At 64.4% G+C, this 25,878-nt stretch carries 21 protein-coding genes; 14 read left to right on the top strand and 7 right to left on the bottom strand.

Going from position 1 to position 25,878, the window contains the following annotated elements:
- Positions 1 to 299 precede the first annotated feature (299 nt).
- The 13 genes from X771_RS156085 to X771_RS156025 all read left to right on the top strand — a co-directional run bounded on the left by X771_RS156085 (position 300) and on the right by X771_RS156025 (position 18,432).
- A complete protein-coding gene (locus tag X771_RS156085; protein WP_010912942.1) occupies positions 300 to 1,001 on the top strand; it encodes a response regulator transcription factor in 702 nt (233 codons plus the stop codon).
- Positions 1,002 to 1,086: 85 nt separating this feature from the next.
- Complete coding sequence (locus X771_RS156080; protein ID WP_023672307.1) at positions 1,087 to 2,868, top strand: sensor histidine kinase; 1,782 nt, start codon at positions 1,087 to 1,089, stop codon at positions 2,866 to 2,868.
- Positions 2,869 to 2,880: 12 nt separating this feature from the next.
- A complete protein-coding gene (locus X771_RS156075; RefSeq protein ID WP_023687429.1) occupies positions 2,881 to 3,342 on the top strand; it encodes an HPr kinase in 462 nt (153 codons plus the stop codon).
- 164 nt (positions 3,343 to 3,506) lie between these two features.
- Positions 3,507 to 3,908 (top strand): PTS sugar transporter subunit IIA, encoded by a 402-nt coding sequence (locus X771_RS156070; RefSeq protein WP_023672304.1) that lies wholly within the window; start codon positions 3,507 to 3,509, stop codon positions 3,906 to 3,908.
- Positions 3,905 to 4,195, top strand: coding sequence for an HPr family phosphocarrier protein (locus X771_RS156065; protein WP_023672303.1), 291 nt, complete (start codon positions 3,905 to 3,907; stop codon positions 4,193 to 4,195). The genes X771_RS156070 and X771_RS156065 overlap by 4 nt, the downstream gene beginning before the upstream one ends.
- A 206-nt stretch (positions 4,196 to 4,401) precedes the next feature.
- Entirely contained in the window at positions 4,402 to 5,802 is a 1,401-nt protein-coding gene (gene ahcY / locus X771_RS156060; protein ID WP_023681401.1) for an adenosylhomocysteinase, read from the top strand.
- Between the two features lie 309 nt (positions 5,803 to 6,111).
- Positions 6,112 to 8,676 carry a PAS domain-containing sensor histidine kinase gene (locus tag X771_RS156055; protein WP_023687430.1) on the top strand — a complete coding sequence of 855 codons (2,565 nt, stop codon included), beginning with the start codon at positions 6,112 to 6,114 and terminating at the stop codon, positions 8,674 to 8,676.
- 8 nt (positions 8,677 to 8,684) lie between these two features.
- The gene (gene tsaE / locus X771_RS156050; protein ID WP_023687431.1) at positions 8,685 to 10,196 is read left to right on the top strand and encodes a tRNA (adenosine(37)-N6)-threonylcarbamoyltransferase complex ATPase subunit type 1 TsaE; all 1,512 of its coding nucleotides are present in this window, start codon (positions 8,685 to 8,687) and stop codon (positions 10,194 to 10,196) included.
- Positions 10,197 to 10,210: 14 nt separating this feature from the next.
- Positions 10,211 to 10,915, top strand: coding sequence for a nucleotidyltransferase family protein (locus X771_RS156045; protein WP_031199014.1), 705 nt, complete (start codon positions 10,211 to 10,213; stop codon positions 10,913 to 10,915).
- On the top strand, positions 10,912 to 14,049 hold the full coding sequence (gene addB, locus X771_RS156040; RefSeq protein ID WP_023687433.1) for a double-strand break repair protein AddB: 3,138 nt from the start codon (positions 10,912 to 10,914) through the stop codon (positions 14,047 to 14,049). Before X771_RS156045 ends, addB begins: the two co-directional genes overlap by 4 nt.
- Entirely contained in the window at positions 14,046 to 17,564 is a 3,519-nt protein-coding gene (gene addA / locus X771_RS156035; protein ID WP_023687434.1) for a double-strand break repair helicase AddA, read from the top strand. The genes addB and addA overlap by 4 nt, the downstream gene beginning before the upstream one ends.
- A 72-nt stretch (positions 17,565 to 17,636) precedes the next feature.
- Positions 17,637 to 17,960 carry a thioredoxin gene (trxA, locus tag X771_RS156030; protein WP_023672297.1) on the top strand — a complete coding sequence of 108 codons (324 nt, stop codon included), beginning with the start codon at positions 17,637 to 17,639 and terminating at the stop codon, positions 17,958 to 17,960.
- Positions 17,961 to 18,150: 190 nt separating this feature from the next.
- Positions 18,151 to 18,432 carry a cupin domain-containing protein gene (locus X771_RS156025; protein ID WP_023681396.1) on the top strand — a complete coding sequence of 94 codons (282 nt, stop codon included), beginning with the start codon at positions 18,151 to 18,153 and terminating at the stop codon, positions 18,430 to 18,432.
- Positions 18,433 to 18,870: 438 nt separating this feature from the next.
- Here X771_RS156025 and X771_RS156020 read toward each other — a convergent pair whose 3' ends face one another.
- The 6 genes from X771_RS156020 to X771_RS155995 all read right to left on the bottom strand — a co-directional run bounded on the left by X771_RS156020 (position 18,871) and on the right by X771_RS155995 (position 24,576).
- Positions 18,871 to 19,290, bottom strand: a complete 420-nt coding sequence (locus X771_RS156020) for a VOC family protein (RefSeq protein WP_023687435.1) — start codon at positions 19,288 to 19,290, stop codon at positions 18,871 to 18,873.
- Positions 19,291 to 19,317: 27 nt separating this feature from the next.
- Positions 19,318 to 20,643: a folylpolyglutamate synthase/dihydrofolate synthase family protein gene (locus X771_RS156015; protein WP_023687436.1), complete on the bottom strand. Its 1,326-nt coding sequence runs from the start codon at positions 20,641 to 20,643 to the stop codon at positions 19,318 to 19,320.
- A 62-nt stretch (positions 20,644 to 20,705) separates the two neighbouring features.
- Positions 20,706 to 21,632 carry an acetyl-CoA carboxylase, carboxyltransferase subunit beta gene (accD, locus tag X771_RS156010; protein ID WP_023687437.1) on the bottom strand — a complete coding sequence of 309 codons (927 nt, stop codon included), beginning with the start codon at positions 21,630 to 21,632 and terminating at the stop codon, positions 20,706 to 20,708.
- Positions 21,633 to 21,733: 101 nt separating this feature from the next.
- Positions 21,734 to 22,573, bottom strand: coding sequence for a tryptophan synthase subunit alpha (trpA, locus tag X771_RS156005; RefSeq protein ID WP_023687438.1), 840 nt, complete (start codon positions 22,571 to 22,573; stop codon positions 21,734 to 21,736).
- Between the two features lie 2 nt (positions 22,574 to 22,575).
- Positions 22,576 to 23,826 carry a tryptophan synthase subunit beta gene (gene trpB, locus X771_RS156000; RefSeq protein ID WP_023687439.1) on the bottom strand — a complete coding sequence of 417 codons (1,251 nt, stop codon included), beginning with the start codon at positions 23,824 to 23,826 and terminating at the stop codon, positions 22,576 to 22,578.
- Between the two features lie 90 nt (positions 23,827 to 23,916).
- Complete coding sequence (locus X771_RS155995; RefSeq protein WP_023672289.1) at positions 23,917 to 24,576, bottom strand: phosphoribosylanthranilate isomerase; 660 nt, start codon at positions 24,574 to 24,576, stop codon at positions 23,917 to 23,919.
- A 109-nt stretch (positions 24,577 to 24,685) separates the two neighbouring features.
- Here X771_RS155995 and X771_RS155990 point away from each other — a divergent pair, with 109 nt between their 5' ends.
- Positions 24,686 to 24,904 (top strand): hypothetical protein, encoded by a 219-nt coding sequence (locus X771_RS155990; RefSeq protein ID WP_023672288.1) that lies wholly within the window; start codon positions 24,686 to 24,688, stop codon positions 24,902 to 24,904.
- Positions 24,905 to 24,922: 18 nt separating this feature from the next.
- Here X771_RS155990 and X771_RS155985 read toward each other — a convergent pair whose 3' ends face one another.
- Positions 24,923 to 25,681 (bottom strand): M48 family metallopeptidase, encoded by a 759-nt coding sequence (locus X771_RS155985; RefSeq protein ID WP_023672287.1) that lies wholly within the window; start codon positions 25,679 to 25,681, stop codon positions 24,923 to 24,925.
- Between the last annotated feature and the right edge of the window lie 197 nt (positions 25,682 to 25,878).

Here is a 25,878-nt window from a genome sequence, read left to right on the forward strand (position 1 = left end):
AGGCCCGCGAAGTGGGCTAAGATGGTCAGAACCAGAAAACCCAAATGATATCAAATCATTAATCGATTTAAAAAAATTGAAAGTTGTTTAAATCGTTTATATATGCAAAAAATTACAGTGGTTACCCAAAGGATTGGCCAGGGTCAGGCGTCCAATCTGCATAGAGGTGCGGGATGGGTCACCGGCAAGCCTTCAGTGACAGCGGACGGAGCCTGTGCCACATTTTGTACCTAATTTGTCCTGCAAAAGCCCTTTCTCTCTTATCGAAGAAGGGACAGCTCATGAGGGAGCCGCTTGAAATGGCAACAATCGCGCTTGTCGATGACGACCGCAACATTCTGACATCGGTGTCGATCGCCCTCGAGTCCGAGGGGTATCGCGTCGAGACCTACACGGATGGTGCGTCGGCGCTTGAAGGCCTGGCGGCGCGGCCGCCGAATCTCGCCATCCTCGACATCAAGATGCCGCGCATGGACGGCATGGAGCTGTTGCGCCGGATGCGGCAGAAGTCCGACCTGCCGGTGATCTTCCTGACCTCGAAGGACGATGAGATCGATGAGCTTTTCGGCCTCAAGATGGGCGCCGACGATTTCATCCGCAAACCGTTCTCGCAGCGCCTGCTGGTCGAGCGGGTGCGCGCCGTGCTGCGCCGCGCCAGCGCCCGCGAAGCTGCGGCAAAGGCGCCCAGCCAGCAGGCCCGTTCGCTGGAACGCGGCCAGCTCGTCATGGACCAGGAACGCCATACCTGCACCTGGAAGGGCGAGCCGGTGACGCTGACGGTCACCGAATTTCTCATCCTGCACTCGTTGGCGCAGCGCCCAGGCGTGGTAAAAAGCCGTGATGCGCTGATGGATTCCGCCTATGATGAGCAGGTCTATGTCGACGACCGCACCATCGATAGCCACATCAAGCGGCTGCGCAAGAAGTTCAAAGCCGTCGATGACGACTTCGAAATGATCGAAACCCTTTACGGAGTCGGATACCGGTTCCGCGAAGCTTGAGTTGATGCATGTCGCCCAAAAGTGGTCGCGGTTTTTGGGACGACGACATGCATAAAACCAAAGACTAGGCGGGAGCTGCTATTCGATGGCAGTGGATGTACAGCGGAGCAGACGAACGAGCGCTGTCAGGCGGTCGCGGATTCTGCCCGCATTCCTGTCGAGGTTGACGGTGCCGATGCGCCGCTTCCTCGGCCACCACATCTTTTCCAGCCTGACCCGGCGCATCCTGTTCCTCAACCTGGCCGGCCTCGCCGTGCTGGTCACCGGCATCCTCTATCTCAACACCTTCCGCGACGGGCTGATCGACGCCCGCGTCGAAAGCCTGATGACGCAGGGCGAGATCATCGCCGGCGCCATTGCCGCGTCGGCAACGGTCGAGACCGATTCGATCAGCATCGATCCGGAAAAACTACTCGAACTGCAGGCCGGTGAAAGCCTGGGGCCGGGCTCAGACCAGCTCGACAATCTGGATTTCCCGATCAACCCCGAGCGCGTCGCGCCGGTGCTGCGGCGGCTGATTTCGCCGACGCGCACCCGGGCCCGCATCTATGACCGCGACGCCAATCTGCTGCTCGATTCGCGCCATCTCTACTCGCGCGGCCAGATCCTGCGCTACGACCTGCCTCCGGTCGAGGACGAGCAGCCGGATATGCTGGAGCGCGTGCAGAAATTCGTCTTCGACTTCTTCCGCAACAAGGACCTGCCCGTCTACCATGAGCAGCCCGGCGGCAACGGTGCGGCCTTCCCGGAAGTGGTCAAGGCGCTGACCGGCAGTCCGTCGACGATCGTGCGGGTGAGCGAACAGGGCGAGCAGATCGTTTCGGTGGCGGTGCCGATCCAGCGCTTCCGCGCCGTTCTCGGCGTGCTGATGCTGTCGACGGAAGGCGGCGACATCGACAAGATCGTCGCCGCCGAGCGCAAGGCTATTTTGCGCGTGTTCGGCATCGCCGCCCTGGTCACCGCCATCCTGTCGATGCTGCTCGCATCCACCATCGCCAATCCGCTGCGCCGGCTATCGGCGGCGGCAGTGCGGGTGCGGCGCGGCGTCAAGAGCCGCGAGGAGATCCCCGACTTTTCCGACCGCCAGGACGAGATCGGCAATTTGTCGGTCGCGGTGCGCGACATGACCAATGCGCTCTATGCCCGCATCGAGGCGATCGAAAGCTTCGCCGCCGATGTCTCGCACGAGCTGAAGAACCCGCTGACCTCGCTGCGCAGCGCGGTGGAGACCTTGCCGCTTGCCAAGAACGACAATTCACGCGGCAGGCTGATGGAGATCATCCAGCACGATGTCCGGCGTCTCGACCGGCTGATCACCGACATTTCCGATGCCTCGCGCCTAGACGCCGAACTGGCGCGTGAGGATGCCGCCACGGTCGATTTGAAGAAATTCATCACCGATCTCGTCGCCGTGTCGCGCGAAGCGACGCGCAACAAAAAGGCTGTCGAGATCGAATTCAAGGCCGCCAAGCTGCCGCAAGGCGTCAAAGGCTATTTCGTCACCGGCCATGATCTGAGGATCGGCCAGGTCATCACCAATCTGATCGAGAATGCCCGCTCCTTCGTGCCGGAGGACCACGGCCATATCGCCATTTCCCTGGCACGCTCGGGCAAGGTCAACATCGTCACCGTCGACGACAACGGCCCCGGAATCCGCGCCGACGCCATCGACCGCATCTTCGAGCGCTTCTACACCGACCGCCCGGCCGGCGAGGCGTTCGGCCAGAATTCGGGGCTTGGCCTGTCGATATCCAGGCAGATCGTCGAAGCCCATGGCGGCACGCTGACCGCCGAGAACATCCCCGGCACCAAGCCCGGCGACATCAAGGGCGCGCGCTTCGTCGTTACGCTGCCGGCCGAAGGCTGATCGCGGCTGCGCATGCCCGATCCCACCGCGGAACCCGAGAACATCCATGCCACCGCAGTCCTGATTGGCGAGCGGGGCGTCCTGATCACCGGGCCGTCCGGCTCGGGCAAGACAACGCTGGCGCTGGCGCTCATCGACCATTTCAGCCGGCTCGGGCTGTTTGCGCGGCTGATCGGCGACGACCAGCTGTTTGTCGCGGCGCGTTTCGGGCGGCTGGTCTGCCATGCGCCCGCCAGCATTGCCGGCCTCGCAGAGGTGCCCGGACTTGGTCCGAAGCCGCTTTTGTTCCAATCTGTGGGAGTCATCGACCTTACGATCCAGCTGGTTGCCGCTAACGCTGTGGAGCGTTTCCAGGAAGAGTCGAGCGCGACCATTGCCGGCTGTGTGGTGCCGCGCATCGACCTCGTTCAGCGCAACGTCACTGCGGCTTTGCCGGCGGTAATGGCGCGGCTGGCGATTGCGCCTTTCGTATGATCCGCCGCCGGTTTTTTGCTGCAATGCGTCAAATTGGCCATGGCCGACGCAATTTTGGGCTTGTCAACGCGCCGCGCGTCGACAAGATAGCGCTCCCGCCGCCTGGGATGGCCGGCGAGCATAAAAAGCGCCTGTGAAGCGGCGATGACGGGAGCCACCATAGAATGATCGGACTCGTGCTTGTAACGCACGGTCAACTGGCCGCCGAGTTCCGCCATGCCGTGGAACATGTCGTGGGGCCACAAGACAATTTCGAAACCGTGGCAATCGGCGCCGACGACGATATGGAGCAGCGTAGGCGCGATATCGTCGACGCCGTCGGCCGCGTCGACACCGGGACCGGCGTCATCGTTCTGACCGATATGTTCGGCGGCACGCCTTCCAACCTCGCCATTTCGGTGATGGAATCCGGTCGCACCGAGGTCATCGCCGGCATGAACCTGCCGATGCTGATCAAGCTGTCGTCGATCCGCAAGGGCGACAACATGGCGACCGCGCTCGACGAGGCGCAGGCCGCGGGGCGCAAATACATCAACGTCGCAAGTCAGCTGCTGAGCAGCAAATGAACGCGCTGTCGCCCGGTGAGATCGTGCGCGAGTTCCCGATCGTCAACCAGCGCGGCCTGCATGCGCGCGCCTCGGCGAAGTTCGTCCAGGTCGCCAGCGGCTTCGACGCCACCGTCCATGTCGAGAAGGATGGTCTCAAGGTCGGCGGCACCTCGATCATGGGGCTGATGATGCTGGCGGCGAGCCCCGGTTATTCGATCCGCGTCACCGCCAGCGGCGCTGAAGCCGCAGCGGCGATGGACGCGCTGGAGCAGCTGGTCGCCTCGCGCTTCGGCGAAGAGTGCTGAAGTTTTTGCTTTGGACGCCGTTGTCCCAAAACCGCCGGATACTTTTGGGCGGCATGCATCCCCGTAAACACATACGCGCATAAAGATTTCTTTATATCCCATTGTCGTCTTGGCGGCGATCTGCTAGTCAGGCCGGCATTCCGCGCCCTTCGACGCGCCGTGTGGCGCAGGCGCATTCTGAAGACAAATCACACCGGAGCACTGCCATGACAGGTAGCAAGGACTATGTGGTCGCCGACATCTCGCTTGCCGGCTGGGGCCGCAAGGAACTCGATATCGCCGAAACCGAAATGCCGGGCCTGATGGCCTGCCGCGAGGAATTCGGCGACAAGAAACCGTTGAAAGGTGCGCGCATCACCGGATCGCTGCACATGACCATCCAGACGGCGGTGCTGATCGAGACGCTGAAGGCGCTTGGCGCCGATATCCGCTGGGCCTCGTGCAACATCTTCTCGACCCAGGACCATGCGGCCGCGGCCATCGCCGAGGCCGGCATCCCGGTGTTCGCCGTCAAGGGCGAGTCGCTCGAGGAGTACTGGGACTACACCGACAGGATCTTCCAGTGGGCCGATGGCGGCCTCTCCAACATGATCCTCGATGATGGCGGCGACGCCACGATGTACATACTGATCGGCGCCCGCGCCGAAGCCGGCGAGGACGTGCTGTCCAACCCGCAGAGCGAGGAAGAGGAATACTTCTACGCCCAGGTCAAGAAGCGCCTGAAGGCTTCGCCCGGCTTTTTCACCAAGCAGAAGGAAGCCATCCGCGGCGTCACCGAAGAGACGACGACGGGCGTCAACCGGCTCTACCAGTTGCAGAAGAAGGGCCTGCTGCCCTTCCCGGCGATCAACGTCAACGACTCGGTCACCAAGTCGAAGTTCGACAACAAATATGGCTGCAAGGAATCGCTGGTCGACGGCATCCGCCGCGGCACCGACACCATGATGGCCGGCAAGGTTGCGGTCGTCTGCGGCTATGGCGACGTCGGCAAGGGCTCGTCGGCTTCGCTCAAGGGCGCCGGCGCCCGCGTCAAGGTCACGGAAGTCGATCCGATCTGCGCGCTGCAGGCGGCGATGGACGGCTTTGAAGTCGTCACGCTGGAAGATGCCGCACCAACCGCCGACATCGTCATCACCACCACCGGCAACAAGGATGTCGTCACCCTCGACCACATGCGCTCGATGAAGGACATGGTGATCGTCGGCAATATCGGCCACTTCGACAATGAGATCCAGGTCGCGTCGCTGCGCAACCTGCAATGGACCAACGTCAAGCCGCAGGTCGACATGATAACCTTCCCGGACGGCAAGCGGATGATCCTGCTGTCCGAGGGGCGCCTGCTCAACCTCGGCAACGCGACCGGTCATCCGAGCTTCGTGATGTCGGCCTCGTTCACCAATCAGGTGCTGGCGCAGATCGAACTCTACACCAAGCCCGGCCAGTACCAGAACCAGGTCTATGTGCTGCCCAAGCACCTCGACGAGAAGGTGGCGCGTCTGCATCTCGACAAGCTCGGAGCCCGCCTGACCGAACTGTCCGGCGAACAGGCCGCCTATATCGGCGTGACCCCGCAGGGTCCGTTCAAGCCGGAACACTACCGCTATTAGCCAAAGCGGCGTTTACCACTAGATATTGAAGCCGGGCGATTGACTTTTCGCCCGACTTCTTTTTTGCGCGGATGATTCTTCACGCCGATTCCAGCACGCGCTATTGTGCTGATTCGTGGGCCGGGGACGAGGGCCGGCGTACGCATCGAGAGCATGATTCGAACCGAAGGACCGCGTCAGCGAAAAGTGGGAAGCGGTTTTCGGAAAAGATCATGCTCTTCAAGAGAGAGTTAGGTCAGAAGGGCGTTTCTACCAAACGTGATCCTGATCTGGGCGGTCTTGCATTCAGGCGGCGAAGAGGACCAAGACATGCCGGGGGAAAACCCGCCTCGCGCGGGATCGGCCGTTTCCGGCGGCCATGACGATTCCGATAGCACTGGCTCCGTCACGACAGGCGGTGGCCTGAAGAGGCGTGTCGGCGCCCGCACCGCCGGCTTTCTTGCCACCTCAGCTCTTGCCGGCCCGCTCACCTCGTTTGCCGCCCATGCCGAGCCGGCCATTGCGCAGAAGGCCGGACTGTCGGTCAGCGCGGTCGAAGTCATCCAGCTCGCCATGTTCGTCGGCGTCATGGGCGCGGCACTGGTCTCGGCCATCTTCCTGATCCGCGAAAGAGCCCGCACCTCGGCGCAGAATGTCGAACTCAGAGCCCGCATTGCCGACATCAATGCGGCGCTGCAGCGCTCCGAGGCGCTGCTCAATCTGCGTGACCAGCGCGTCATCGTCTGGGCGTCCGAGAACAAGAAGCCGGAGCTGATCGGCACGCTGCCGCTGGAAAGCGGTGCGCCGGACGACCGTGCAGCCTTCCTCGCCTTCGGCCGCTGGCTGATGCCGCGCTCGGCGGCGGCGCTCGAAAATGCCGTCGCTGGTCTGCGCGAGAAAGCGAAACCCTTTGATCTCGTGATCGAATCGCAGGCCGGGGCGCCGCTTGAAGTGCATGGCCGCAAGAGCGCCGCGCATGTGCTGGTGCGCTTCGTCTCGCTGTCGGAAACTCAGAGGAGCCAAGCCAGGCTGAAGATCGAGAACCAGCGTCTGGCCGCCGACTACGAGACCATGATCGGCCTGCTCGACGCCTTGCCGATGCCGGCCTGGCTGCGCGCCACCGACGGGCGGCTGAAATGGGTCAACCGTGCCTATGCCGGAGCGGTCGAGGCACCGAACGCCGAGACCGCCGTGCGCGAAGCCAAGGAATTCCTCGGCGCCCAAGCGCGCGAACAGATCGCCGCGCAGCACAAATCGCGCCCAATCTTCGAACAAACGCTGTCGACAGTGATCGAGGGCGACCGCCGCGTGTTCGCCGTCACCGACTTCGCCGGTGCGGACGGCTCGGCCGGCCTTGCCTGCGACACCAGCGCCACCGAAACCATTCGCGGCGAATATGAGCGCACGGTGCGCAGCCATGCCGACACGCTCGACCAGCTCAACACGGCGGTGGCGATCTTCGATGCCAACGAGAAGTTGCGCTTCTTCAACCAGGCGTTCCAGAAACTGTGGGGGCTGGACCCGGGCTTCCTGCATAGCGCGCCCGACAATGCGCTGCTGCTCGACCGGCTGCGCAGCGAAGGCAAGATCGCCGAGCAGCCGGAATGGCGGCGTTGGAAAGAAGGCCTGCTTGGCGCCTACCGCGCGGTGGAATCGCAAGAGCATTGGTGGCATTTGCCCGACGGCAAGACCATCCGCGTGGTGGCCAACCCCCAGCCGAAGGGCGGCGTGACCTGGGTGTTCGAGAACCTGACCGAGAAGATGGACCTCGAAAGCCGCTACCAGACGGCGGTGCGGGTCCAGGGCGAAACGCTCGACAATCTGGCCGAAGGCGTCGCCGTGTTCGGTCCCGATGGGCGGCTGCGCCTGTCGAACCCGGCCTTTGTCGCGCTGTGGGGACTGAGCCAGGATGTGATCAAGCCCAACGTCCATGTCTCGGCGATCCGCGATCTCAGCGACCAGCGCGCCGTCGACAGCCCGTGGGGCGGGTTCGTCGCCGCCATCACCGGTTTCGACGACGAGCGCCGCGACCGCCATGGCCAGACCGAACTGAAGAACGGCACAGTGCTCAGCTACGCCGTCATCCCGCTGCCCAACGGCCAGGTGATGATGACCTTTGTGGACGTCACCGACAGCGTCAATGTCGAGCGCGCGCTGAAGGACAAGAACGAAGCGCTGCAGAAATCCGACCAGCTGAAGAACGAGTTCGTGCAGCATGTCTCCTACGAGCTGCGCTCGCCGCTGACCAACATCATCGGCTTCACCGAGCTTCTGTCGCTGCCGGCGACCGGGCCGCTCAGCCCAAAGCAGCGCGAATATGTCGAGCATGTCGGCTCGTCATCCTCGGTGCTGCTCACCATCGTCAACGACATACTCGACCTCGCCACCGTCGACGCCGGTATCATGCAGCTCGACATTTCGGAAGTAAGCGTCGAGCGCACCATCGAGGCCGCGGCCGAACTGGTCGCCGACCGGCTGCAAGAGCATTCGATCAAGCTCCGGATCGACGCCGCTGCGGCGCCGAAGAGTTTTCACGGCGACGAGACCCGGGTTCGCCAGATCCTCTACAATCTGCTCAGCAACGCCGCCAATTACGCGCCGGAGGCGAGCACGATCACGCTTGCCTGCCGGCATTTGGAGCAAGGTGTGGAATTCTCCGTCCATGACAACGGCCCCGGCATGCCGCCGGACCTGCTCGATTCGGTGTTCCGCCGCTTCGAGCCGCGCACCAATGGCGGGCGCCGGCGCGGTGCGGGCTTAGGCCTGTCGATCGTCAAGAGCTTTGTCGAGCTGCACGGCGGCAGCGTGCGCATCGAGACCGGCAAGGACAAGGGCACCACCGTCATCTGCACCTTCCCCGATGCACCGTCGGGCATCCGCGCCGCGGCCGAGTAGCGCGCTCGATGACTGTTGTTGTGCTGGAGCGTTTTCTCGCCGACGAGGCTGCGACCGCAAGGCTCGGCGAAGACCTGGCCATGGCGCTGCGGCCGGGCGACGTGCTGGCGCTCAAGGGCGATCTCGGCGCCGGCAAGTCGACGCTGGCGCGGGCCCTGATCAGGGCGCTGGCCGATGATGCCGGCCTCGATGTGCCGAGCCCTACCTTCACCTTGGTGCAAAGCTACGACACGCGCATCCCCGTGCACCATTTCGATCTCTATCGCCTGTCCTCGGCCGGCGAGATGGACGAGCTGGGTTTCGACGAGGCGCTGCTGCAGGGCGCTGCCCTTGTCGAGTGGCCGGAACGGGCGGAGGCCGCTCTTCCGAGAACGTCGATCTGGATCGAACTCGTCCATCAGGACGAAGGACGATTGGCGAAACTATCGGGCCAAGGCGTTGCCTTCGAACGCGTGGCGCGATCGCTGGCGATGCGCGATTTCCTCAAAACGGCCGGTTGGGGCGACGCCGCGCGGCGTCATTTCGTCGGCGACGCCTCGGCGCGCTCTTACGAGATTGTTTCGCTCGCCGGCCTTGCGCCGCGCGTGCTGATGAATTCGCCGCGGCTGGTGCTGGGGCCGCCGGTGCGCGACGGCAAGCCCTATGCCGTGATCGCCCACACGGCGCAGTCGGTCACCGCTTTCGTCGCCATCGACAAGGCGCTGCTGTCGCAAGGTGTCAGTGTCCCAAAAATCCATGCCGAGGATCTCGAACGGGGCTTTCTGCTGCTGGAGCATCTGGGCTCGGAAGGTTTTCTCGACGGCAATGATGAGCCGGTGGCCGAGCGCTACGCGGCAGCGGCCGAATTGCTGGCGATGATGCATGGGAAGACCTGGCCGCAGCGCATGGAGGCCGTGCCGGGCGTCTTCCACGAGGTGCCGCCGTTCGATCGCGACGCCATGCTGATCGAAGCCGATCTCTTGGTCGATTGGTATGTGCCGATGGTGACCGGCAGCCCGGCAAGCGAGGCTTTACGCGCCGGCTATCACAGGGAATGGAACGCGGTTCTCGATCGGCTGGACACACAGAAATACACGCTGATGCTGCGCGACTTCCATTCGCCCAACATCATCTGGCGCGGTGACCGCAAAGGCCACGACCGCCTCGGCATCGTCGACGTCCAGGACGCGCTGATGGGTCCTGCGGCCTATGACGTTGCGTCGCTGGCCATGGATGCCCGCGTCACCGTTTCGCCCGATATCGAGCAGCGGACCGTGGACGCCTATGTCGCTGCGCGGCACGCCGCCGTCGGCTTCGATGAGGACGCCTTCCGCAGGGCCTATGCGATCATGGCGGCGCAGCGCAATTCAAAGATCCTCGGCATTTTCGTGCGGCTCGAAAAGCGCGACGGCAAGCCCTATTATCTCCGACACCTGCCGCGCATCCGCGATTATCTCAGGCGGGCGCTGGCGCACCCGGCGCTGGCTCAGCTGAAGGAGTTTTACATGGCACATGGCCTGCTGGAGGAACGGCTCCCGTGACCTTGACCACAGCGATGGTGCTGGCGGCGGGTCTTGGCAAGCGCATGCGGCCGATCACCGACACCATGCCGAAGCCGCTGGTGCGGATCGCCGGCAGGACCTTGCTCGACTGGGGGCTGGACAGTCTCGAAGCGGCCGGCGTCGAGAAAGCCATCGTCAACGTGCACTATCTGCCGGACCAGATCGTCGCCCATATCGCCCACAGGCGGGCGCCAAAGATCGTCATTTCCGACGAGCGCGACGCGCTGCTGAATTCGGCGGGTGGCATCGTCAAGGCATTGCCGCTGCTGGGTGCCGAACCCTTCTACATCATCAACGCCGATACGTTCTGGATCGACAGCGGCCAGCCCAGCCTCGAGCGCCTTGCCCTTGCATGGGACGGCGCGAAAATGGATATTCTGCTGATGCTTACCGATCTCGACTCGGCCACCGGACACGGTGTCGGCACGGATTTCCTGATGGCGCCGGATGGCGGCCTGCGGCGCTCGAAAGGCGATCCGGCCGGGTTGATCTATGCCGGAGCGGCAATCGTCAATCCCGCCATCTTCAGGGATGCGCCGGCCGGGGCGCATTCGCTCAACACCTATTTCGACAAGGCAATCGCCTCTGGCCGTCTGTTCGGCATGCAGATGCGCGGAAGCTGGATCACCGTCGGCACTCCCGACGCCATTCCGCAGGCGGAAGCGGCGGTCGCCGACGCTCTCGCGAAGGTGGTATGAGCGGCGCGCGCCGCGTTCTTTCGATCCCGCCCGGAGCGCCATTCCTGCCGACTCTGGCCGAGGCCTTGCTGGCCGGACGGCTGGTGCCCGGCTTCCGGTTCGACGGCGATCCGCTGGCGCTGGCTGATGTCACCATCTATGTGCCGACACGGCGCGCGGCCCGTGCGCTGCGCGGCGCTTTTGTCGACGCGCTTTCGGGACCGGGAGGGAGCCGCCGTTCGGCGATCCTGCCGGTCATCCGCCCGCTCGGAGAGTTCGACGAGGACGAAGCCGCCTTCGACGCCGGCACGCCGACCGAGCTTGAAATGGCGCCGCCGATCGCAGCCATCGAACGCCTGCTGCTACTGGCGCCGCTGGTGCGGGCCTGGAAGCGCACCTTGCCGGCGCATGTCCTTGATATGTTCAACGAAGAGATCGTCGTGCCGGCCTCCGCCGCCGATGCGATCTGGCTAGCGCGTGACCTCGCCCGGCTGATGGACGAGATCGAAACCGAAGGCACGGACTGGACCAGGCTTGCCGATCTGGTCACCGGCAATCTTGCCGGATGGTGGCTTGTGACGCTCGATTTCCTCCGTATCGTCACCGAGGCCTGGCCGAAATTACTGGAGGAGCGCGACCGCTCCAACCCGGCCGCGCACCGCAATGCGCTGATCCGGCGCGAGGCGAAGCGGCTGGAACGCAACCCGCCCAAAGGCCCGGTGATCGCCGCCGGCTCGACGGGCTCTATTCCCGCCACGGCCGAATTGCTTGCCACGGTCGCCAGCCTGCCCAACGGCGCCGTGGTGCTGCCCGGGCTCGATGGGATGCTGGACGAACCGTCTTTTGCCGCGATTGGGGCGCCCGGTGCGCGGCCGGCACTGCTTGGCCACCCGCAATACGGCATGGCCAAGCTGATCGGCAAGATTGGCGTGCTGCGTGGCGATGTCGAGGAAGTGGTCTCCGCCGAGCCCGCACTGGCGCTCCGCGCGGCCCTTGTCGGCGAGGCGCTGCGGCCGGCCGAGACCACGGAATTATGGGCCGAGACCCGCATATGCTTCAACGCCGTAGACATCGCCGAGGCCTTCGCCGACGTGACGCTGGTCGAAGCCGCCAGCGAACGCGACGAGGCGGCGGCGATCGCCATCGCGCTGAAAACCGCCGTGGAACAGCCGGGGCACAGGGCAGCGCTCGTTACCGGCGACCGCGGGCTGGCGCGGCGCGTCTCGGCCGAGCTGTTGCGCTTCGGTGTGATCGCTGACGATTCCGGCGGCACGCCGCTCGCCAACACGCCTGCAGCCAGCCTGCTGCGGCTCACACTTCACGCGGTATTCCGGCCCGGCGATCCCGTCGACCTTTTGTCGCTGCTCAAGCATCCGCTGCTCGGGCTCGGACTTGAGCGCACCGGCGTGCGCCATGCCGCCGAGCTCATCGAACTCGTGGCGCTGCGCGGCGGCACCGGACGCCCCGACATCGCCGCCTTGCCAGCACTGTTCGAGGAGCGTCTCGCCGGGCTGAGCGGGGACAAGCGCCAGCCCTTCTGGTTTTCGCGCCTGAGCGTGCGCGGCATCGACGATGCCCGCGATATGCTGAGCCGGCTTGTGGCGGCGCTGGCGCCGCTGACTGCCTTTCGCGGTGAAGAGAATGCCGATCTCGTCGCGTTGACCAGAGCGAGCGTCGCCGCGCTGGAAAATCTCGGCCGCACGGCGGAGGGCAGCCTGGCTGAATTTTATGCCGGCGACGCCGGCGAGAAACTCGCCGAGCTGCTGCGCGGTGTGGTCGCCGCGTCTGCATCGTTCGACTTCCCGGCCGACGAATGGCCTGATGTGATGGACGCGCTGGTAGCACCGGAAACGGTCAAGCCGGGGCAAGGCACAGACCGCAACATCGCGATATGGGGCGCGCTGGAGGCACGGCTGCAGAGCGTCGACACGCTTGTCATTGGCGGGCTGAACGAAGGCGTGTGGCCACGCAAGCCGGAAAGCGATCGCTTCATGTCGCGGTTGATGAAGACCGGCATCGATCTCGAGCCGCCGGAGCGGCGCATCGGCCTTGCCGCCCACGACTTCCAGATGGCGATGGGGGCGAAAAAGGTGGTGCTGACGCGCTCCGCCCGCGCCAGCGACGCACCGGCGGTGCCGTCGCGCTGGTTGCAGCGCATCCTCACCTTCATCGGCAAGGATCCTGCAGCCGCACTGCGCGGACGCGGCGACGAATTGCTTGCCTGGGCGCGCGCGCTCGATGCCGGCGAGCGGCAGCATTTCGCGCCGCGACCGCAGCCGAAACCGCCGCTGAGCATGCGGCCCACCCACTTCTCGGTGACCGAGATCGAGACGCTGCGCCGCGACCCCTATGCGGTCTATGCCAAGCGTATCCTGAGCCTTCTGCCGCTCGAGCCGGTGATCCGCGACCCCGGCGCGGCCGAGCGCGGCACGCTGTTTCATGACATCCTGCATCTGTTCTCGACAGAGGTGGCGGATCCCCGCGCGCCCGAAGCTCTGGAACGCCTCATCGCTGCCGGCCGGACCTGCTTTGCCGAGATCGCCCTGCCCGCCGACGTCGAGGCTGTGTGGTGGCCGCGCTTCGAAAAGCTTGCCGCCAACATCATCGAATGGGAGCGCGGCCGCGCTCCCGCCGTCGCCCGGCGGCATGCCGAGGAGCGCGCCGAAAAGACCGCTGTCGGCCGCACCGGCGTGACGCTGTCCGGCTATGCCGACCGCGTCGACCTTTTGGCCGGTGGCATGGCCGACATTCTCGACTACAAGACCGGCTCGTCCCCGTCCAAGGCGCAGGCCCACACGCTGCTGGCGCCACAGCTGGCGCTCGAAGGGGCGCTGCTCCGGCGCGGCGCCTTCAAGGGGCTTGGCGCGCGCGAGCCCTCCCAGCTCGCATTCGTGCGGCTGAAGCCGAATGGCGAAGTCTTCGAGGAATCCATCCTCGACTACAACCGCCAGCCCCGGACCGCCGAAGACCTCGCCGAGGAGGCTTGGGCGCGGTTGGAAAAGCTGCTGGTCCACTATGCCGATCCGACGACCGGCTATCTGTCGCGGGCGCTGCCTTTTCGCGAGGGCGAGAGCGATGGCGATTACGACCATCTGGCGCGCGTGCTCGAATGGTCGGCCGGCGGCGACAGCGATGACGAGGCGGGGGAGGCATGAAAAAAGCCTATCCCATCCCCAGCGAAACCGCCGCCAGCCAGGCGCGCGCCTCCGACCCGAAGAACTCGGCCTGGGTGTCCGCCAATGCCGGCTCGGGCAAGACGCATGTGCTGGCCCAGCGCGTCGTCCGGCTGCTGCTCAACGGCACCGATCCGTCGAAGATCCTGTGCCTGACCTATACGCGGGCGGCCGCCGCCAACATGTCGAACCGCGTGTTCTCGACCCTGTCGGAATGGACGGCGCTCGGCGATGCCGAGCTTGCCACAAAGATTGAGGCGGTGGACGACCGCCGACCCGACCGCGACACGATGCGCCGGGCGCGCCGGCTGTTTGCCGAAGCGCTGGAAACACCGGGCGGGCTGAAGATCCAGACCATACACGCCTTCTGCGAATCGGTGCTGCACCAGTTTCCGCTCGAGGCCAACATCCCGGCGCATTTCGAAATGCTCGATCCGCAGATGGAGGCCTCGCTATTTGCCGGCGCCCGCCGCGACATGATTTCGGGCACGTCAGCCGGAGACGCCGGACTGGCCGAGGCCTTTGCCACCGTGCTGGAGCGCGGCGGAGAACACGGGCTCGATGCGCTGCTCGCCGAAATCGTGCGCAAGCGCGACGGCTTACGCGGCTTCATCGATGCGGTCCGGCGCGACGGCGGCGGCTTTCAGGCCCTGTTCGACGAATTCCATTTTCGCCCCGGGCAGAGCGCCGAAGACATAGCGGCATCGGTATGGCCGCTGCCGGGTTTCCTGCCGGACTTCTTTGCAGTGTTCGCCAGTGCCGCCGAGGCCGCCGACGCCCGCACCGTGCTCAACAATCTCTTGCCCTATGCCCGCTTGGCCTTTGCCGAGACGGACCCGACCCGCCGGCTGCAGATGCTCGGCAAAGCCTTTCTCAAGGCCGGTGGCGACCCCTATGATCCCTCAAAGTTGTTCAAGAAGGCGCTGCTCGGCCGGCTGCCCGACCTTCCCGAGCGCTATCTGGCGGCCGTCAAGGCGATAACAGACGTCTCCGACCGGCTGGCGCTGTTCCGGATGCTGGTAGGCACGGTCGCGGCGTTGACCATAGCCGACTGGCTGATCGTGCGCTACGAGCGCCTGAAGCGCAGCCGCGGCTTTCTCGATTTCAACGACCTCATCACCCGCACCGTCAACCTTCTGGCGCGGCCCGATGCCGGCCCCTGGGTGCAGTACAAGCTCGACCAAGGCATCGATCACATCCTGCTCGACGAGGCGCAGGACACCAGCCCCGACCAATGGGAGGTGGTGAAGCGGCTGGCGGAGGAGTTCTTTGCCGGCCACGGCCAGCGCGGCACGACCAATCGCACGGTGTTCGCCGTCGGCGACGAAAAGCAGTCGATCTATTCCTTTCAGGGTGCCGCGCCGGATTCCTTCGCCGACAGCCGGCTCTTGTTTTCCGGACGTGTGAACGCCGCCAATGCTTCGTTTGCCGACCTGAAACTGACCTGGTCGTTCCGGTCGACCGACGACGTGCTTGCCGCCGTCGACCGCGTCTTTGCCGATCCGGGCGTGCGGCGCGGCATCAGCCATGACCCCGATCCGCTCGACCATAAGGCGATCCGCAACGACGCGCCTGGCTATGTCGAGGTCTGGCCGTCGCTCGGCGCTGACGCCGTCGAGGAGCCCGACGACTGGACGTTGCCGGTCAACCATGCCAGCGCGCCGGCTGTGCGGGTGGCCGAGCATGTGGCTGCGACCATCCAGGCCTGGCTCAAGGACCGCGAGATCATCGAGGGCAAGGGACGCAGGCTGAGGGCCGGCGACATTCTTGTGCTGGTGCGCAAGCGCGACCGCTTCGTCCATGCGCTGTCACGCGCGCTGAAGGACCGCGATATTCCCGTCGCCGGCGCCGACCGGCTGAGCCTGCCCGGCCACATAGCGGTCAAGGACCTGATCGCACTCGGCCATTTCCTCATCCAGCCGCAGGACGACCTGTCGCTCGCCGCCGTGCTGCGCAGCCCGGTTTTCGACGTGTCGGAGGAGACGCTTTTTACGCTTGGCGCCGGACGGCCAGCCGGAACATCGCTGATCGCCTCACTACGCCAGCATGCTGGCGACAATACCGCGCTGACCGATGTCGTTGCCCGGCTCGACGGCTGGGCCAACGAGGCGGCGTTCCGGCCCGTGTTCGAATTCTACGCCGGGGTGCTGGCGCGCGACGGCCTGCGCAAGAAGATGATCGCCCGGCTTGGACCGGAAGCCGGCGACATCCTCGACGAATTCCTGAGTTTCTGCCTGGCCGAGGAACGCACCGGACTGCCGGGGCTGGAAGCCTTTCTGGCGACGCTGGAGAACACCGGCCCGGAGATCAAGCGCGAGATGGACCAGACGCGCGACGAGGTCCGCGTGATGACCGTGCACGCCGCCAAGGGCCTGGAAGCGCCTGTTGTCTTCCTGGTCGATGGCGGGTCGGCGCCGTTCAGCGACCAGCATCTGCCGCGGCTCATGCCGTTCGACGCTTCGGGCCGCAATTTCGACGGCAAGGGCTATCTCTGGCGCTCAGCCGCCGATGTCGCCAACGGCTTCTCAAAGGCAGCCTCGGCCAGGGCGCGGGAGCTTGCCGACGACGAATACCGGCGGCTGCTCTATGTCGGCATGACACGCGCCGAGGACCGGCTGATCGTCTGCGGCTATCACGGCAAGCGTCAGCCCAGCACCGGCACCTGGCATTCGATTGTCAGCCGCGCGCTGCTTGCCGCGCCGGAAAGCACGGAGCGCCGCCACCCCGCCAGCAGCGAGCCGGTGCACCGTTTCGTCATGACCAAGCTTCCGCCGGTGGCGCAAGCGGCAGCCGACGAGTCGCGGCTGCCGCAACAGGTGCCGCCGCTGCCGGTGGGCTTGTTCCGGCCCTTGCCGCCTTATGAGGAGCTGCCGCGCCCGCTGTCGCCTTCCGGCGCGTCGGCGCTGATCGACGAGGCCAAGGAAGCTGTTGTCGATACCCGCTCGCCGGTGCTGGACAGCGAGGCGGAGCCGGGCTTTGCGGTGATGCGCGGGCTGGCGCTGCACAAGCTGCTGCAGATGCTGCCCGGTTTTGCCGAAGACGAACGGCAAGGCGCGGCGGCGCAGTATCTCATTCGAGCCGGCGCCGACTGGCCGGAGGCCGAGCGCAACAAGGCGCTGGCTTCGGTGATGGCGATCCTCAGAGATTCGCGTTTTGCCGGGCTGTTTTCGTCCTCGTCACGCGCCGAAGTGGCCGTCATGGGCAGTATCGAGGTCAAGGGCAGGCTGCGCTCGATCTCCGGCAAGATCGACCGGCTGGCGGTGACGCCCGAGCGCGTATCGATCGTCGACTACAAGACCAACCGGCCGGCGCCTGCGAGTCTGGCCCAGGTGCCGCCGGCCTATATACTGCAGCTGGCGCTCTACCGCGCGCTGCTCAAGCCGCTTTACCCCGGCCGCGCGGTGACGGCGGCGCTGCTGTTCACCGAGGCGCCGAGGCTGATCGAACTGCCGGCGCAGGCGATGGATGACGCCCTTGCCCGACTCACGGGAGCGTGACACAAGTTCTGCTTGAAGAAGGGCTGCTCAACCACCACATTTGGTGCGAGATAAATTTCGAAAGGATTTCGCATGGCCACCGTCAAGGTCGACAAGAGCAATTTCCAGGCCGATGTGCTCAACGCCTCGCAGCCCGTCGTCGTGGATTTCTGGGCCGAATGGTGCGGCCCCTGCAAGATGATCGGTCCGTCGCTGGAAGAGATCGCCAACGAACTCGGCGACAAGATCAAGATCGCCAAGCTGAACATCGACGAGAACCCCGAGCTTGCCGCCCAGTTCGGCGTGCGCTCGATCCCGACGCTGATGATCTTCAAGGGCGGCGAAGTGGCCGACATGAAGGTCGGCGCCGCGCCGAAGACCGCGCTGTCGCACTGGATCAATGGCAGCCTCGCCTGATCTGGCTTTGTTTTGATGCATGTCGTCCTCCCAAAACCGGGACCACTTTTGGGCGACCTGCATTAGTTCCCGAGATCGAAGCCCGGCCCTCGCGCCGGGCTTTTTCTTTGGCGTCATCGCCCGGCCGCCTCTGGCCCTCGCATCGGCGCACTCCATGTCATCTGCTTGAGGCAGGACAGGGAGAAACAGAATGACCGGATCCGCCAAGGCCACCGTCTTCATCGACAATGAGCGCGTCATCGTCACCGAATACCGCTTCCAGCCCGGCGACAACACCGGCTGGCACCGGCATGGCCATGACTACGTCGTGGTGCCGCTGATGGACGGCAAGGTGAAGCTGGTGACCAAGGACGGCGAGAGTTTTGCTGAAATGAAGAAGGGCGCGCCCTACTTCCGCAAGGAAGGCGTCGAGCACGACGTCATCAGCGCCAATGACGGCGAATACGCCTTCATCGAGATCGAGCTGAAATAGGCCTCAGACTGGTGCCGCGGCCGCCGATGTCTATTTAGTTTGAGCCACGGTTTTTTTGGCCTGCCTAGGCTTGCCGGGCTTCCGTCCGGTCGCGGGCTTCAGGACCTGCCCATATCCCTCTATAGCGCCCGTATACACACGATAGAGAAACGTCTCTCGGCTTACGAAATACGCGACACTGGGCTGGCCGGATGCATCATTGGGGCGCGTCGGTCTGTGGGCCACTCGAACAATTGGGTGCGGTGGCTCGATGGCTCCCGGTAACATCACATGATCGCCGACCCGCGGAGCATATTCAAATATCAGCTCCTCCGGCGGGTCGTTGTCGACGGTAACAAGACACTTCACAACCATTCGAGCTTGCCTCCATGCTTCGCCAAGCATATCGGGGCTTCTGCCCGAGGGGCAACCGCCCGATAGATTCCCCGGGCCAAAATACTACCAGTCGGCGATGCGATCCCCGCCGGTGAATTGCGCGCTTTTTGCGGTGTATTCGAACAGCTCGATCTTCACGCCGTTGGGGTCGCGGATCCAGGCCTGAAACGTGTCGTCGCAGGCATGCTTCTTGGCCGTGATATCAATGCCTTTCGACTTGATGTGGGCGATCGCCGCATCGATGTTTTCCACCTCAAGGCAGAAATGGTTGATCTGGTTGAGCTCGCTATGGCTGGTGCCGTCCTTCTGGAACACCTCGACATGGCTGCGATCGCCGCAATTGAGGTAGAAGCCGAACACCTTTCCGTCGCGCAGGAAGTTGAACTGCGTGTCGAGGCCGAGCACGTCGCGGTAGAAGGCCCGCGTCGCTTCCAGATCATGCGCGAAGATGCAGACATGGGCGAGTTGCTTCACCTTGATCATCACCGGCTCCCTCGCGAAAGTGTGGATTCAGGTCGGTGGCGTGCCGTTTTCGGCCAGCACCGCACCGGCGAGATACAGCGAACCACCGATCAGGATGCGCGGCGCCGGGCCGTCCCAGGTGTCGCGCAGCAGCATCAGCGCGCTGGCGACGGAGCTGACCGGCTCGGCGGTGAGGCCGGCCTCGGTCGCCCGGATCGCCAGTTCGTCATTCGGCACACCGGCGTCGCTCATGCTCACCGGCACGGTGTAGACATGGCGGACCAGGCCCTTGAAGGCGCGGAAATAGCCGCTCTGGTCCTTGGTGTTGATCATGCCGGCAATCAAAAACAGCGGCCGCGGGTTCTTTTCCTCCTGCTCGGCCAAGGCTTCCGCCACCACCACGCCGGCGCCCGGATTGTGACCGCCATCGAGCCAGATGTCGGCGCCCTTGGGAGCGAGGTCCGCCAGCCGGCCCTGTGCCAATTTCTGCATGCGGCCCGGCCATGCGACGCTCGCCATCGCCTTCTCAGTGGCGCGATGACTGATTTCGAAACCGGCGGCCTTGACGGCGGCAATCGCTGCCGCCGCATTGGCGAACTGGTGGCGCCCGGGCAGGCGCGGTGGCGGCAGGTCCATCAGCCCGTCCTCATCCTGATAGACCATGCGGCCGTTTTCCTCGAAGGCGAGAAAATCCTGGCCGTAGACGAAGGTCGGGCAATCCAGCCGCTCGGCGGTTTCGATCAGCACTTGCAGCGCCGTCTCGCTCTCCTGCGCGCCGATGACCACCGGGCAGCCGCGCTTCATGATGCCGGCCTTTTCGGCGGCGATCAGTTCGACCCGGTCGCCGAGATAGGCTTCGTGATCCATCGACACCGGCATGATCACCGACACCGCCGGCCGGGCAACGACATTGGTGGCGTCGAAGCGGCCGCCAAGGCCGACCTCGATGATGGCGGCGGCAGCCGGATGTTCGGAAAACAGGATGAAGGTGACGGCGGTTAGGATTTCGAAGACGGTGATCTTCTGGCCTTGATTGGCCCGGGCGACGCGGGCGATGGCCTCGGCGAAGGTCTCGTCGTCGACCAGCCGGCCGCCGCCCTCGGCCGCCAGCCGGTAGCGCTCGGCCCAGTTCACCAGATGCGGCGAAGTGTGGACATGGACAAGGTGGCCGCCGGCTTCGAGCAGCGCGCGCGAAAAGGCCGCGCACGAGCCCTTACCGTTGGTGCCGGCGATATGGATGACCGGCGGCAGCCGCTCCTGCGGATTGCCGAGGCGTTCGAGCAGCCTTGTGATGCGGTCGAGCGAAAGGTCGAAGCCTTTCGGATGCAGCGCCATCAGGGCTTCGATTTCACGATCTGCGGCAAGCGTGGTCATGAGCGAATCCTACGCATGCGCGCAGGTGCACGCAATCGCGGTTTGCGGCCAGAAATGTCGTCTCAAGCCTGCGGGCGGGCTTCCGTCGGGATGACCGACGGCGGCAGGATTTCCGGCTCCAGCGGCTTTTGCTCCTGCGGCAGTTTGAGCAGGATTTTCAACAGCCGTGAAATCGTCTCGCGCAGTTCCAGCCGCGACACCACCATGTCGACCATGCCGTGCTCCATCAGATATTCGGAGCGCTGGAAACCGTCCGGCAGTTTCTCCCGGATAGTCTGCTCGATGACGCGCGGGCCGGCGAAGCCGATCAGCGCGCCGGGCTCGGCGATATGCACGTCGCCCAGCATGGCGTAGGAGGCGGTGACGCCGCCGGTGGTCGGGTTGGTCAAGACGACGATGTATGGGAGGCCGGCTTCCTTCAGCCGATCGACGCCGATCGTGGTGCGCGGCAACTGCATCAGCGACAAGATGCCTTCCTGCATACGCGCGCCGCCGGAGGCGGCAAACAGGATCAGCGGCCGCTTGCGCTGCAAGGCGACCTCGAAACCGTGCACAATGGCGTCACCCGCGGCCATGCCGAGCGAGCCGCCCATGAAGGCGAAATCCTGCACCGTCACTACAACCGGCAGGCCCTCGACCGTGCCCAGCGCATTGATGATGGCGTCTTCCAGGCCGGTCTTGGCCTTGGCGTCCTTCAAGCGGTCGGTGTAGCGCTTCTCGTCGCGGAACTTGAGCGGGTCCTGCATGACCTTGGGGTTCTCAAGCTGCTCGTATTTGCCGTCGTCGAGGAAGAATTTCAGCCGTTCCTTGGCCGAAATCTTCATGTGATGGCCCGATGACGGGATGACGAACTGGTTGGATTCCAGGTCCTTGTGAAACACCATCTCGCCGGTCTCGGGATCCTTGATCCAGAGATTCTCGGGCATGTCGGTGCGCCGGCCGAGCATCGAATTGATCCTCGGGCGAACGTAATTGGTGATCCAGTTCATCGCTTCGGCTCCTGTCCTGACGAAGAGTTGGCTCGTGCATGTCGCCCAAAAGTGGGAACCGGTTTTGGGATAACGACTTGCACAAGGCCTAAGTAGGGAAACTATTCGGCAGCAGCAAGGCGGGCCGAACGCACGCCCTGAGACAGTCCGCTGACCAGGGTGGCGACGGCCTCGGCCGGGTCGGCGGTCTTCTCGCCCTTCGGTCCCAACACATTGGCGACCGCGTTGACGATCGCGGTGCCGACGACGACGCCATCGGCATTGGCGCCGATAATGCGCGCCTGCTCGGCGGTCTTGACGCCGAAGCCGACGCAGACTGGCAAGTTGGTGTGGCCCTTGATGCGCTTGACCGCGGCGGCAACCTTGCCGGTGTCGGCCAAAGCCGAGCCGGTGATGCCGGTCATCGACACGTAATAGACGAAGCCCGACGTATTCTGCAGCACCTTGGGCAGGCGCTTGTCATCGGTGGTCGGCGTTGCCAGGCGGATGAAGTTGATGCCGGCCTTCAGCGCAGGGATACAGAGTTCCTCATCCATTTCCGGTGGCAGGTCGACGACGATCAGCCCGTCAATGCCGCTGGCAATTGCGTCCTTGAGGAAGCGGTCGACGCCGTAGATGTAGATCGGGTTGTAATAGCCCATCAGGACGATCGGCGTCTCATTGTCGCCAGCGCGGAAATCAGCCGCCGTCTGCAGCGTCTTGACCAGCGTCTGGCCACCTTTCAGCGCGCGCAGGCCCGCGGCCTGGATCGCCGGGCCGTCGGCCATCGGATCGGAAAACGGCATGCCCATTTCGATGATGTCGGCGCCGGCCTTGGGCAGCGCCTTCATGATCGACAAAGCGGTGTCATAGTCCGGGTCGCCGCTCATGAAATAGGTAACGAGCGCCGGGCGTCCCTCGGCTTTCAGTTTTGCCATGCGGCGGTCGATGCGGGTCACCATGATCAGATCTCCATGCCCAGCATCGAGGCCACTGTGTGCACATCCTTGTCGCCGCGTCCCGACAGGTTGACGATGACGATCTGGTCCTTGTCCATATCAGGCACGATCTTCACCGCATGCGCGATGGCGTGGGCGGATTCCAGCGCCGGGATGATGCCTTCGACGCGCGTCGTCAGCTTGAAGGCTTCCAGCGCCTCGTCGTCGAGGATCGGCACATATTCGACGCGGCCGGAATCGCGCAGCCAGGAATGTTCGGGGCCGACGCCCGGATAGTCGAGGCCGGCCGAGATCGAATGGCCGTCCATGATCTGGCCATCGGCGTTCTGCAGGAGATAGGTGCGGTTGCCGTGCAGGACGCCTGGCGCGCCGGCATTCATCGAGGCGCAATGCTCGATGCCGTCGAGGCCGCGGCCGCCGGCTTCGATGCCGATGATGCGGACTTGCCTGTCGTCGAGGAAAGGATGGAACAGGCCGATGGCGTTGGAGCCGCCGCCGACAGCCGCGATGATGGTGTCGGGCAGCCGGCCTTCCTGTTCCAGGATCTGGGCGCGCGCCTCGATGCCGATCACCGACTGGAAGTCGCGCACCAGCTCCGGATAGGGATGCGGACCTGCGGCGGTGCCGATCAGATAATAAGTGTCCTCGACATTGGTGACCCAGTCGCGCAACGCTTCGTTCATGGCGTCCTTCAGCGTGCCGTGACCGGCGGTCACCGGCCGCACTTCGGCGCCGAGCAGCTTCATGCGGAAGACGTTGGGGCTTTGGCGGGCGACATCGGTGGCGCCCATATAAACGACGCAGGGAAAGCCGAAGCGCGCCGCGACCGTGGCCGCGGCAACGCCGTGCTGGCCGGCGCCCGTCTCGGCGATGATGCGCTTCTTGCCCATGCGCTTGGCGAGCAGAATCTGACCGAGGCAATTGTTGATCTTGTGCGAACCGGTGTGGTTCAGGTCCTCGCGCTTGAAATAGACCTTGGCGCCGCCCCCGAGGCCCTTCGCCGAGGAAACCTCACGAAGATGTTTGGTCAGGCCTTCGGCGAAATACAGCTTTGACGGCCGCCCGGCATAGTGGGTCGAGAGGTTGGTCAACTCAGCCTTGAAGTCCGGATCGTTCTTGACCTCGTTCCAGTGCCGCTCGAGGTCGAGGATCAGCGGCATCAGCGTCTCGGCCACGAAGCGGCCCCCGAAGATGCCGAACATGCCCTGTTCGTCGGGTCCCGTGCGGAAGGAATTGGGTGTCGCCGGCTTGTTCATCGCCGATCTCCTGGTCTTGGTTCTGAGCATGTCTTATCGGAAAACCGGTTCCCACTTCTCCGGAACATGCTCGGGTTCGAAAGAAGTGCCTCAGGCAGCGCGGTCGTCGCGCGCGGCCCTGACGGCCCGGAAGAACTGCTCGATCAGCGCCGGATCCTTGACGCCCGGGCCGCTTTCCACCCCCGACGAAATGTCTATCGCGGGCGGATTGGCTGATATCAGGGCGTCGCCGATATTGGCGGCGTTGAGCCCACCGGAAAGCATGTAATCGAGCCCGGCGTCAAGGCCGGCCAGGATGCGCCAGTCAAAGGCGACGCCATTGCCGCCCGGAAGTTGCGAGCCCTTTGGTGGCTTGGCATCGAACATGAAGCGATCGGCAACGCCGATGAACGGCTTTAGCCGCTCGAGATCGGCTACCTCACTGACGGAGAACACCTTCATGACAGGCAGGCCGTAGCGAGCTTTCACCTCGGCCACCCGCTCGGGCGTCTCCGTGCCGTGCAGTTGCAGCATGTCGGGTCGCATCTTTTCGACGATCTCGTCCAGGAAGGCGTCATCGGCATCGACCGTCACGGCAACCGCCAGGGCCTTGCCGATTGCCGCCTGGCGCAGGCGGCCGGCTGCCGCAGGCTCGACATAGCGCGGGCTCCTGGCAAAGAAGATGAAGCCGACATGGCTGGCGCCGCCGGCCAATGCCGCGGCCATTGCATCATCGGTCTTCAATCCGCAGATCTTGATATCGAGCGCCATGGCGCGGGGATTGGCACGAAACCGGCCAAGAGTCGAGAAAAAGCATGCTGTTTGCCGGCAACGCCAAAGGCGCTACCTATTGATGGGAGAAGCAAGGCGGAGGAGACCAATGGCCGACCAGAGCATAGCCGAACTCAGGCAGAAGATCGCGCAAGCGCGCGACGTCATCGCGCATCTGATGCAAAAGGCCGCCTTCGACGGGGCAGAAGCGCACCGGGTCCTGGATTATTTCGGCAGCGATGCGTTCGAGCAGAATTTCCTGCCATGGCCGCGCCATGGCGACGAAGGGCTGCGGCCTGAAGAGCTTAATGCGGCCAATGATGATTGAGCGCGCCGCCGGCGAAGGCTAATCGAACACAATCGCCTGCAATGCCCCACCATTCCGCTTCAGCCAGTCCTTGCAGCGGTCGGTGTCGGGGCAGAGCTGCTCGCACAGTTTCCAGAATTTCGGGCCGTGGTTCATCTCCTTGAGATGCGCCACCTCATGCGCGACCAGGTAGTTTATCACCGGCGTCGGCGCCATCATGATGCGCCATGAGAAGGACAAATTGCCGTCGGAAGTGCAGGAGCCCCAGCGGCTCGACGTGTCCTTGAAGCGGATCGCCTTGGCGCGCTTGCCGATGGCCTCGGTATGCTTGACCACCAGCTTCTCGATGTCCTTCTTGGCCTCGCGCCTGAGGAAATCGGCGATGCGGCGCGGCAAATGTATGCGCTCGCCATGGACGATCAGCAGCGGACCGCGCTCGTCGCGCGACACGGTGACGGTGCCGCGTTTCGACGGTTCGTGGACGATGCGATGCGCGACGCCGCGTATCGGGATCTTGATGCCGGGGCGCACTTGCGGCCGTGTCGGTACCTTGGCCAGACGCTGCTCCAGCCAGTCCTGGTGGCGGTGAAGGAATTTCTCCACCTCGCCGCGGCGCAGGCCCGGCGGCACGGTGATGCGCAGCCCCTGGCCGCCCGAATCGATGCGCAGCGTCAGCCGCCGTGCGCGGGCGCTCTCGACGATCCTGAGCGGCAGTGTGCGGCCGGCAACGACGTGCTCTCGCTCTTCGACAGGCGAGGGTTTTGGTTTGGTCAGGTTGCGGAAAAAGCCGAAGGACATGGCTGAACGATACGCGATTCGAGGAAAACGACCAGAACAAAAAAGAAACGGCGCCGCTCGCGCGACGCCGTCCATCATGCCAAGGCCTGTCTTAGAGCGCCGCGCGTCTCTGACGCGCAAAGGACGCTGTAGCACTCTAATTCGGCGCATGAACCTTTCCGAAAATCGGTTTCGATTTTCGGGGTCATGCGCGCAGC

The organism is Mesorhizobium sp. LSJC269B00, from assembly GCF_000502815.1.
GTDB lineage: Bacteria > Pseudomonadota > Alphaproteobacteria > Rhizobiales > Rhizobiaceae > Mesorhizobium.

Bases quoted from the DNA above. Each gene is read 5' to 3' on its own strand.
- X771_RS156020 (WP_023687435.1), bottom strand. From the start codon at position 19,290: ATGATCAAGGTGAAGCAACTCGCCCATGTCTGCATCTTCGCGCATGAT.
- X771_RS156080 (WP_023672307.1), top strand. From the start codon at position 1,087: ATGGCAGTGGATGTACAGCGGAGCAGACGAACGAGCGCTGTCAGGCGG.
- trpA (WP_023687438.1), bottom strand. From the start codon at position 22,573: ATGGTGACCCGCATCGACCGCCGCATGGCAAAACTGAAAGCCGAGGGA.
- X771_RS156075 (WP_023687429.1), top strand. From the start codon at position 2,881: ATGCCCGATCCCACCGCGGAACCCGAGAACATCCATGCCACCGCAGTC.
- X771_RS155990 (WP_023672288.1), top strand. From the start codon at position 24,686: ATGGCCGACCAGAGCATAGCCGAACTCAGGCAGAAGATCGCGCAAGCG.
- tsaE (WP_023687431.1), top strand. From the start codon at position 8,685: ATGACTGTTGTTGTGCTGGAGCGTTTTCTCGCCGACGAGGCTGCGACC.
- X771_RS156025 (WP_023681396.1), top strand. From the start codon at position 18,151: ATGACCGGATCCGCCAAGGCCACCGTCTTCATCGACAATGAGCGCGTC.
- ahcY (WP_023681401.1), top strand. From the start codon at position 4,402: ATGACAGGTAGCAAGGACTATGTGGTCGCCGACATCTCGCTTGCCGGC.
- addA (WP_023687434.1), top strand. From the start codon at position 14,046: ATGAAAAAAGCCTATCCCATCCCCAGCGAAACCGCCGCCAGCCAGGCG.
- addB (WP_023687433.1), top strand. From the start codon at position 10,912: ATGAGCGGCGCGCGCCGCGTTCTTTCGATCCCGCCCGGAGCGCCATTC.
- X771_RS156065 (WP_023672303.1), top strand. From the start codon at position 3,905: ATGAACGCGCTGTCGCCCGGTGAGATCGTGCGCGAGTTCCCGATCGTC.
- X771_RS155995 (WP_023672289.1), bottom strand. From the start codon at position 24,576: ATGGCGCTCGATATCAAGATCTGCGGATTGAAGACCGATGATGCAATG.
- trpB (WP_023687439.1), bottom strand. From the start codon at position 23,826: ATGAACAAGCCGGCGACACCCAATTCCTTCCGCACGGGACCCGACGAA.
- trxA (WP_023672297.1), top strand. From the start codon at position 17,637: ATGGCCACCGTCAAGGTCGACAAGAGCAATTTCCAGGCCGATGTGCTC.
- accD (WP_023687437.1), bottom strand. From the start codon at position 21,632: ATGAACTGGATCACCAATTACGTTCGCCCGAGGATCAATTCGATGCTC.
- X771_RS156015 (WP_023687436.1), bottom strand. From the start codon at position 20,643: ATGACCACGCTTGCCGCAGATCGTGAAATCGAAGCCCTGATGGCGCTG.
- X771_RS156045 (WP_031199014.1), top strand. From the start codon at position 10,211: ATGGTGCTGGCGGCGGGTCTTGGCAAGCGCATGCGGCCGATCACCGAC.
- X771_RS156085 (WP_010912942.1), top strand. From the start codon at position 300: ATGGCAACAATCGCGCTTGTCGATGACGACCGCAACATTCTGACATCG.
- X771_RS155985 (WP_023672287.1), bottom strand. From the start codon at position 25,681: ATGTCCTTCGGCTTTTTCCGCAACCTGACCAAACCAAAACCCTCGCCT.
- X771_RS156070 (WP_023672304.1), top strand. From the start codon at position 3,507: ATGATCGGACTCGTGCTTGTAACGCACGGTCAACTGGCCGCCGAGTTC.
- X771_RS156055 (WP_023687430.1), top strand. From the start codon at position 6,112: ATGCCGGGGGAAAACCCGCCTCGCGCGGGATCGGCCGTTTCCGGCGGC.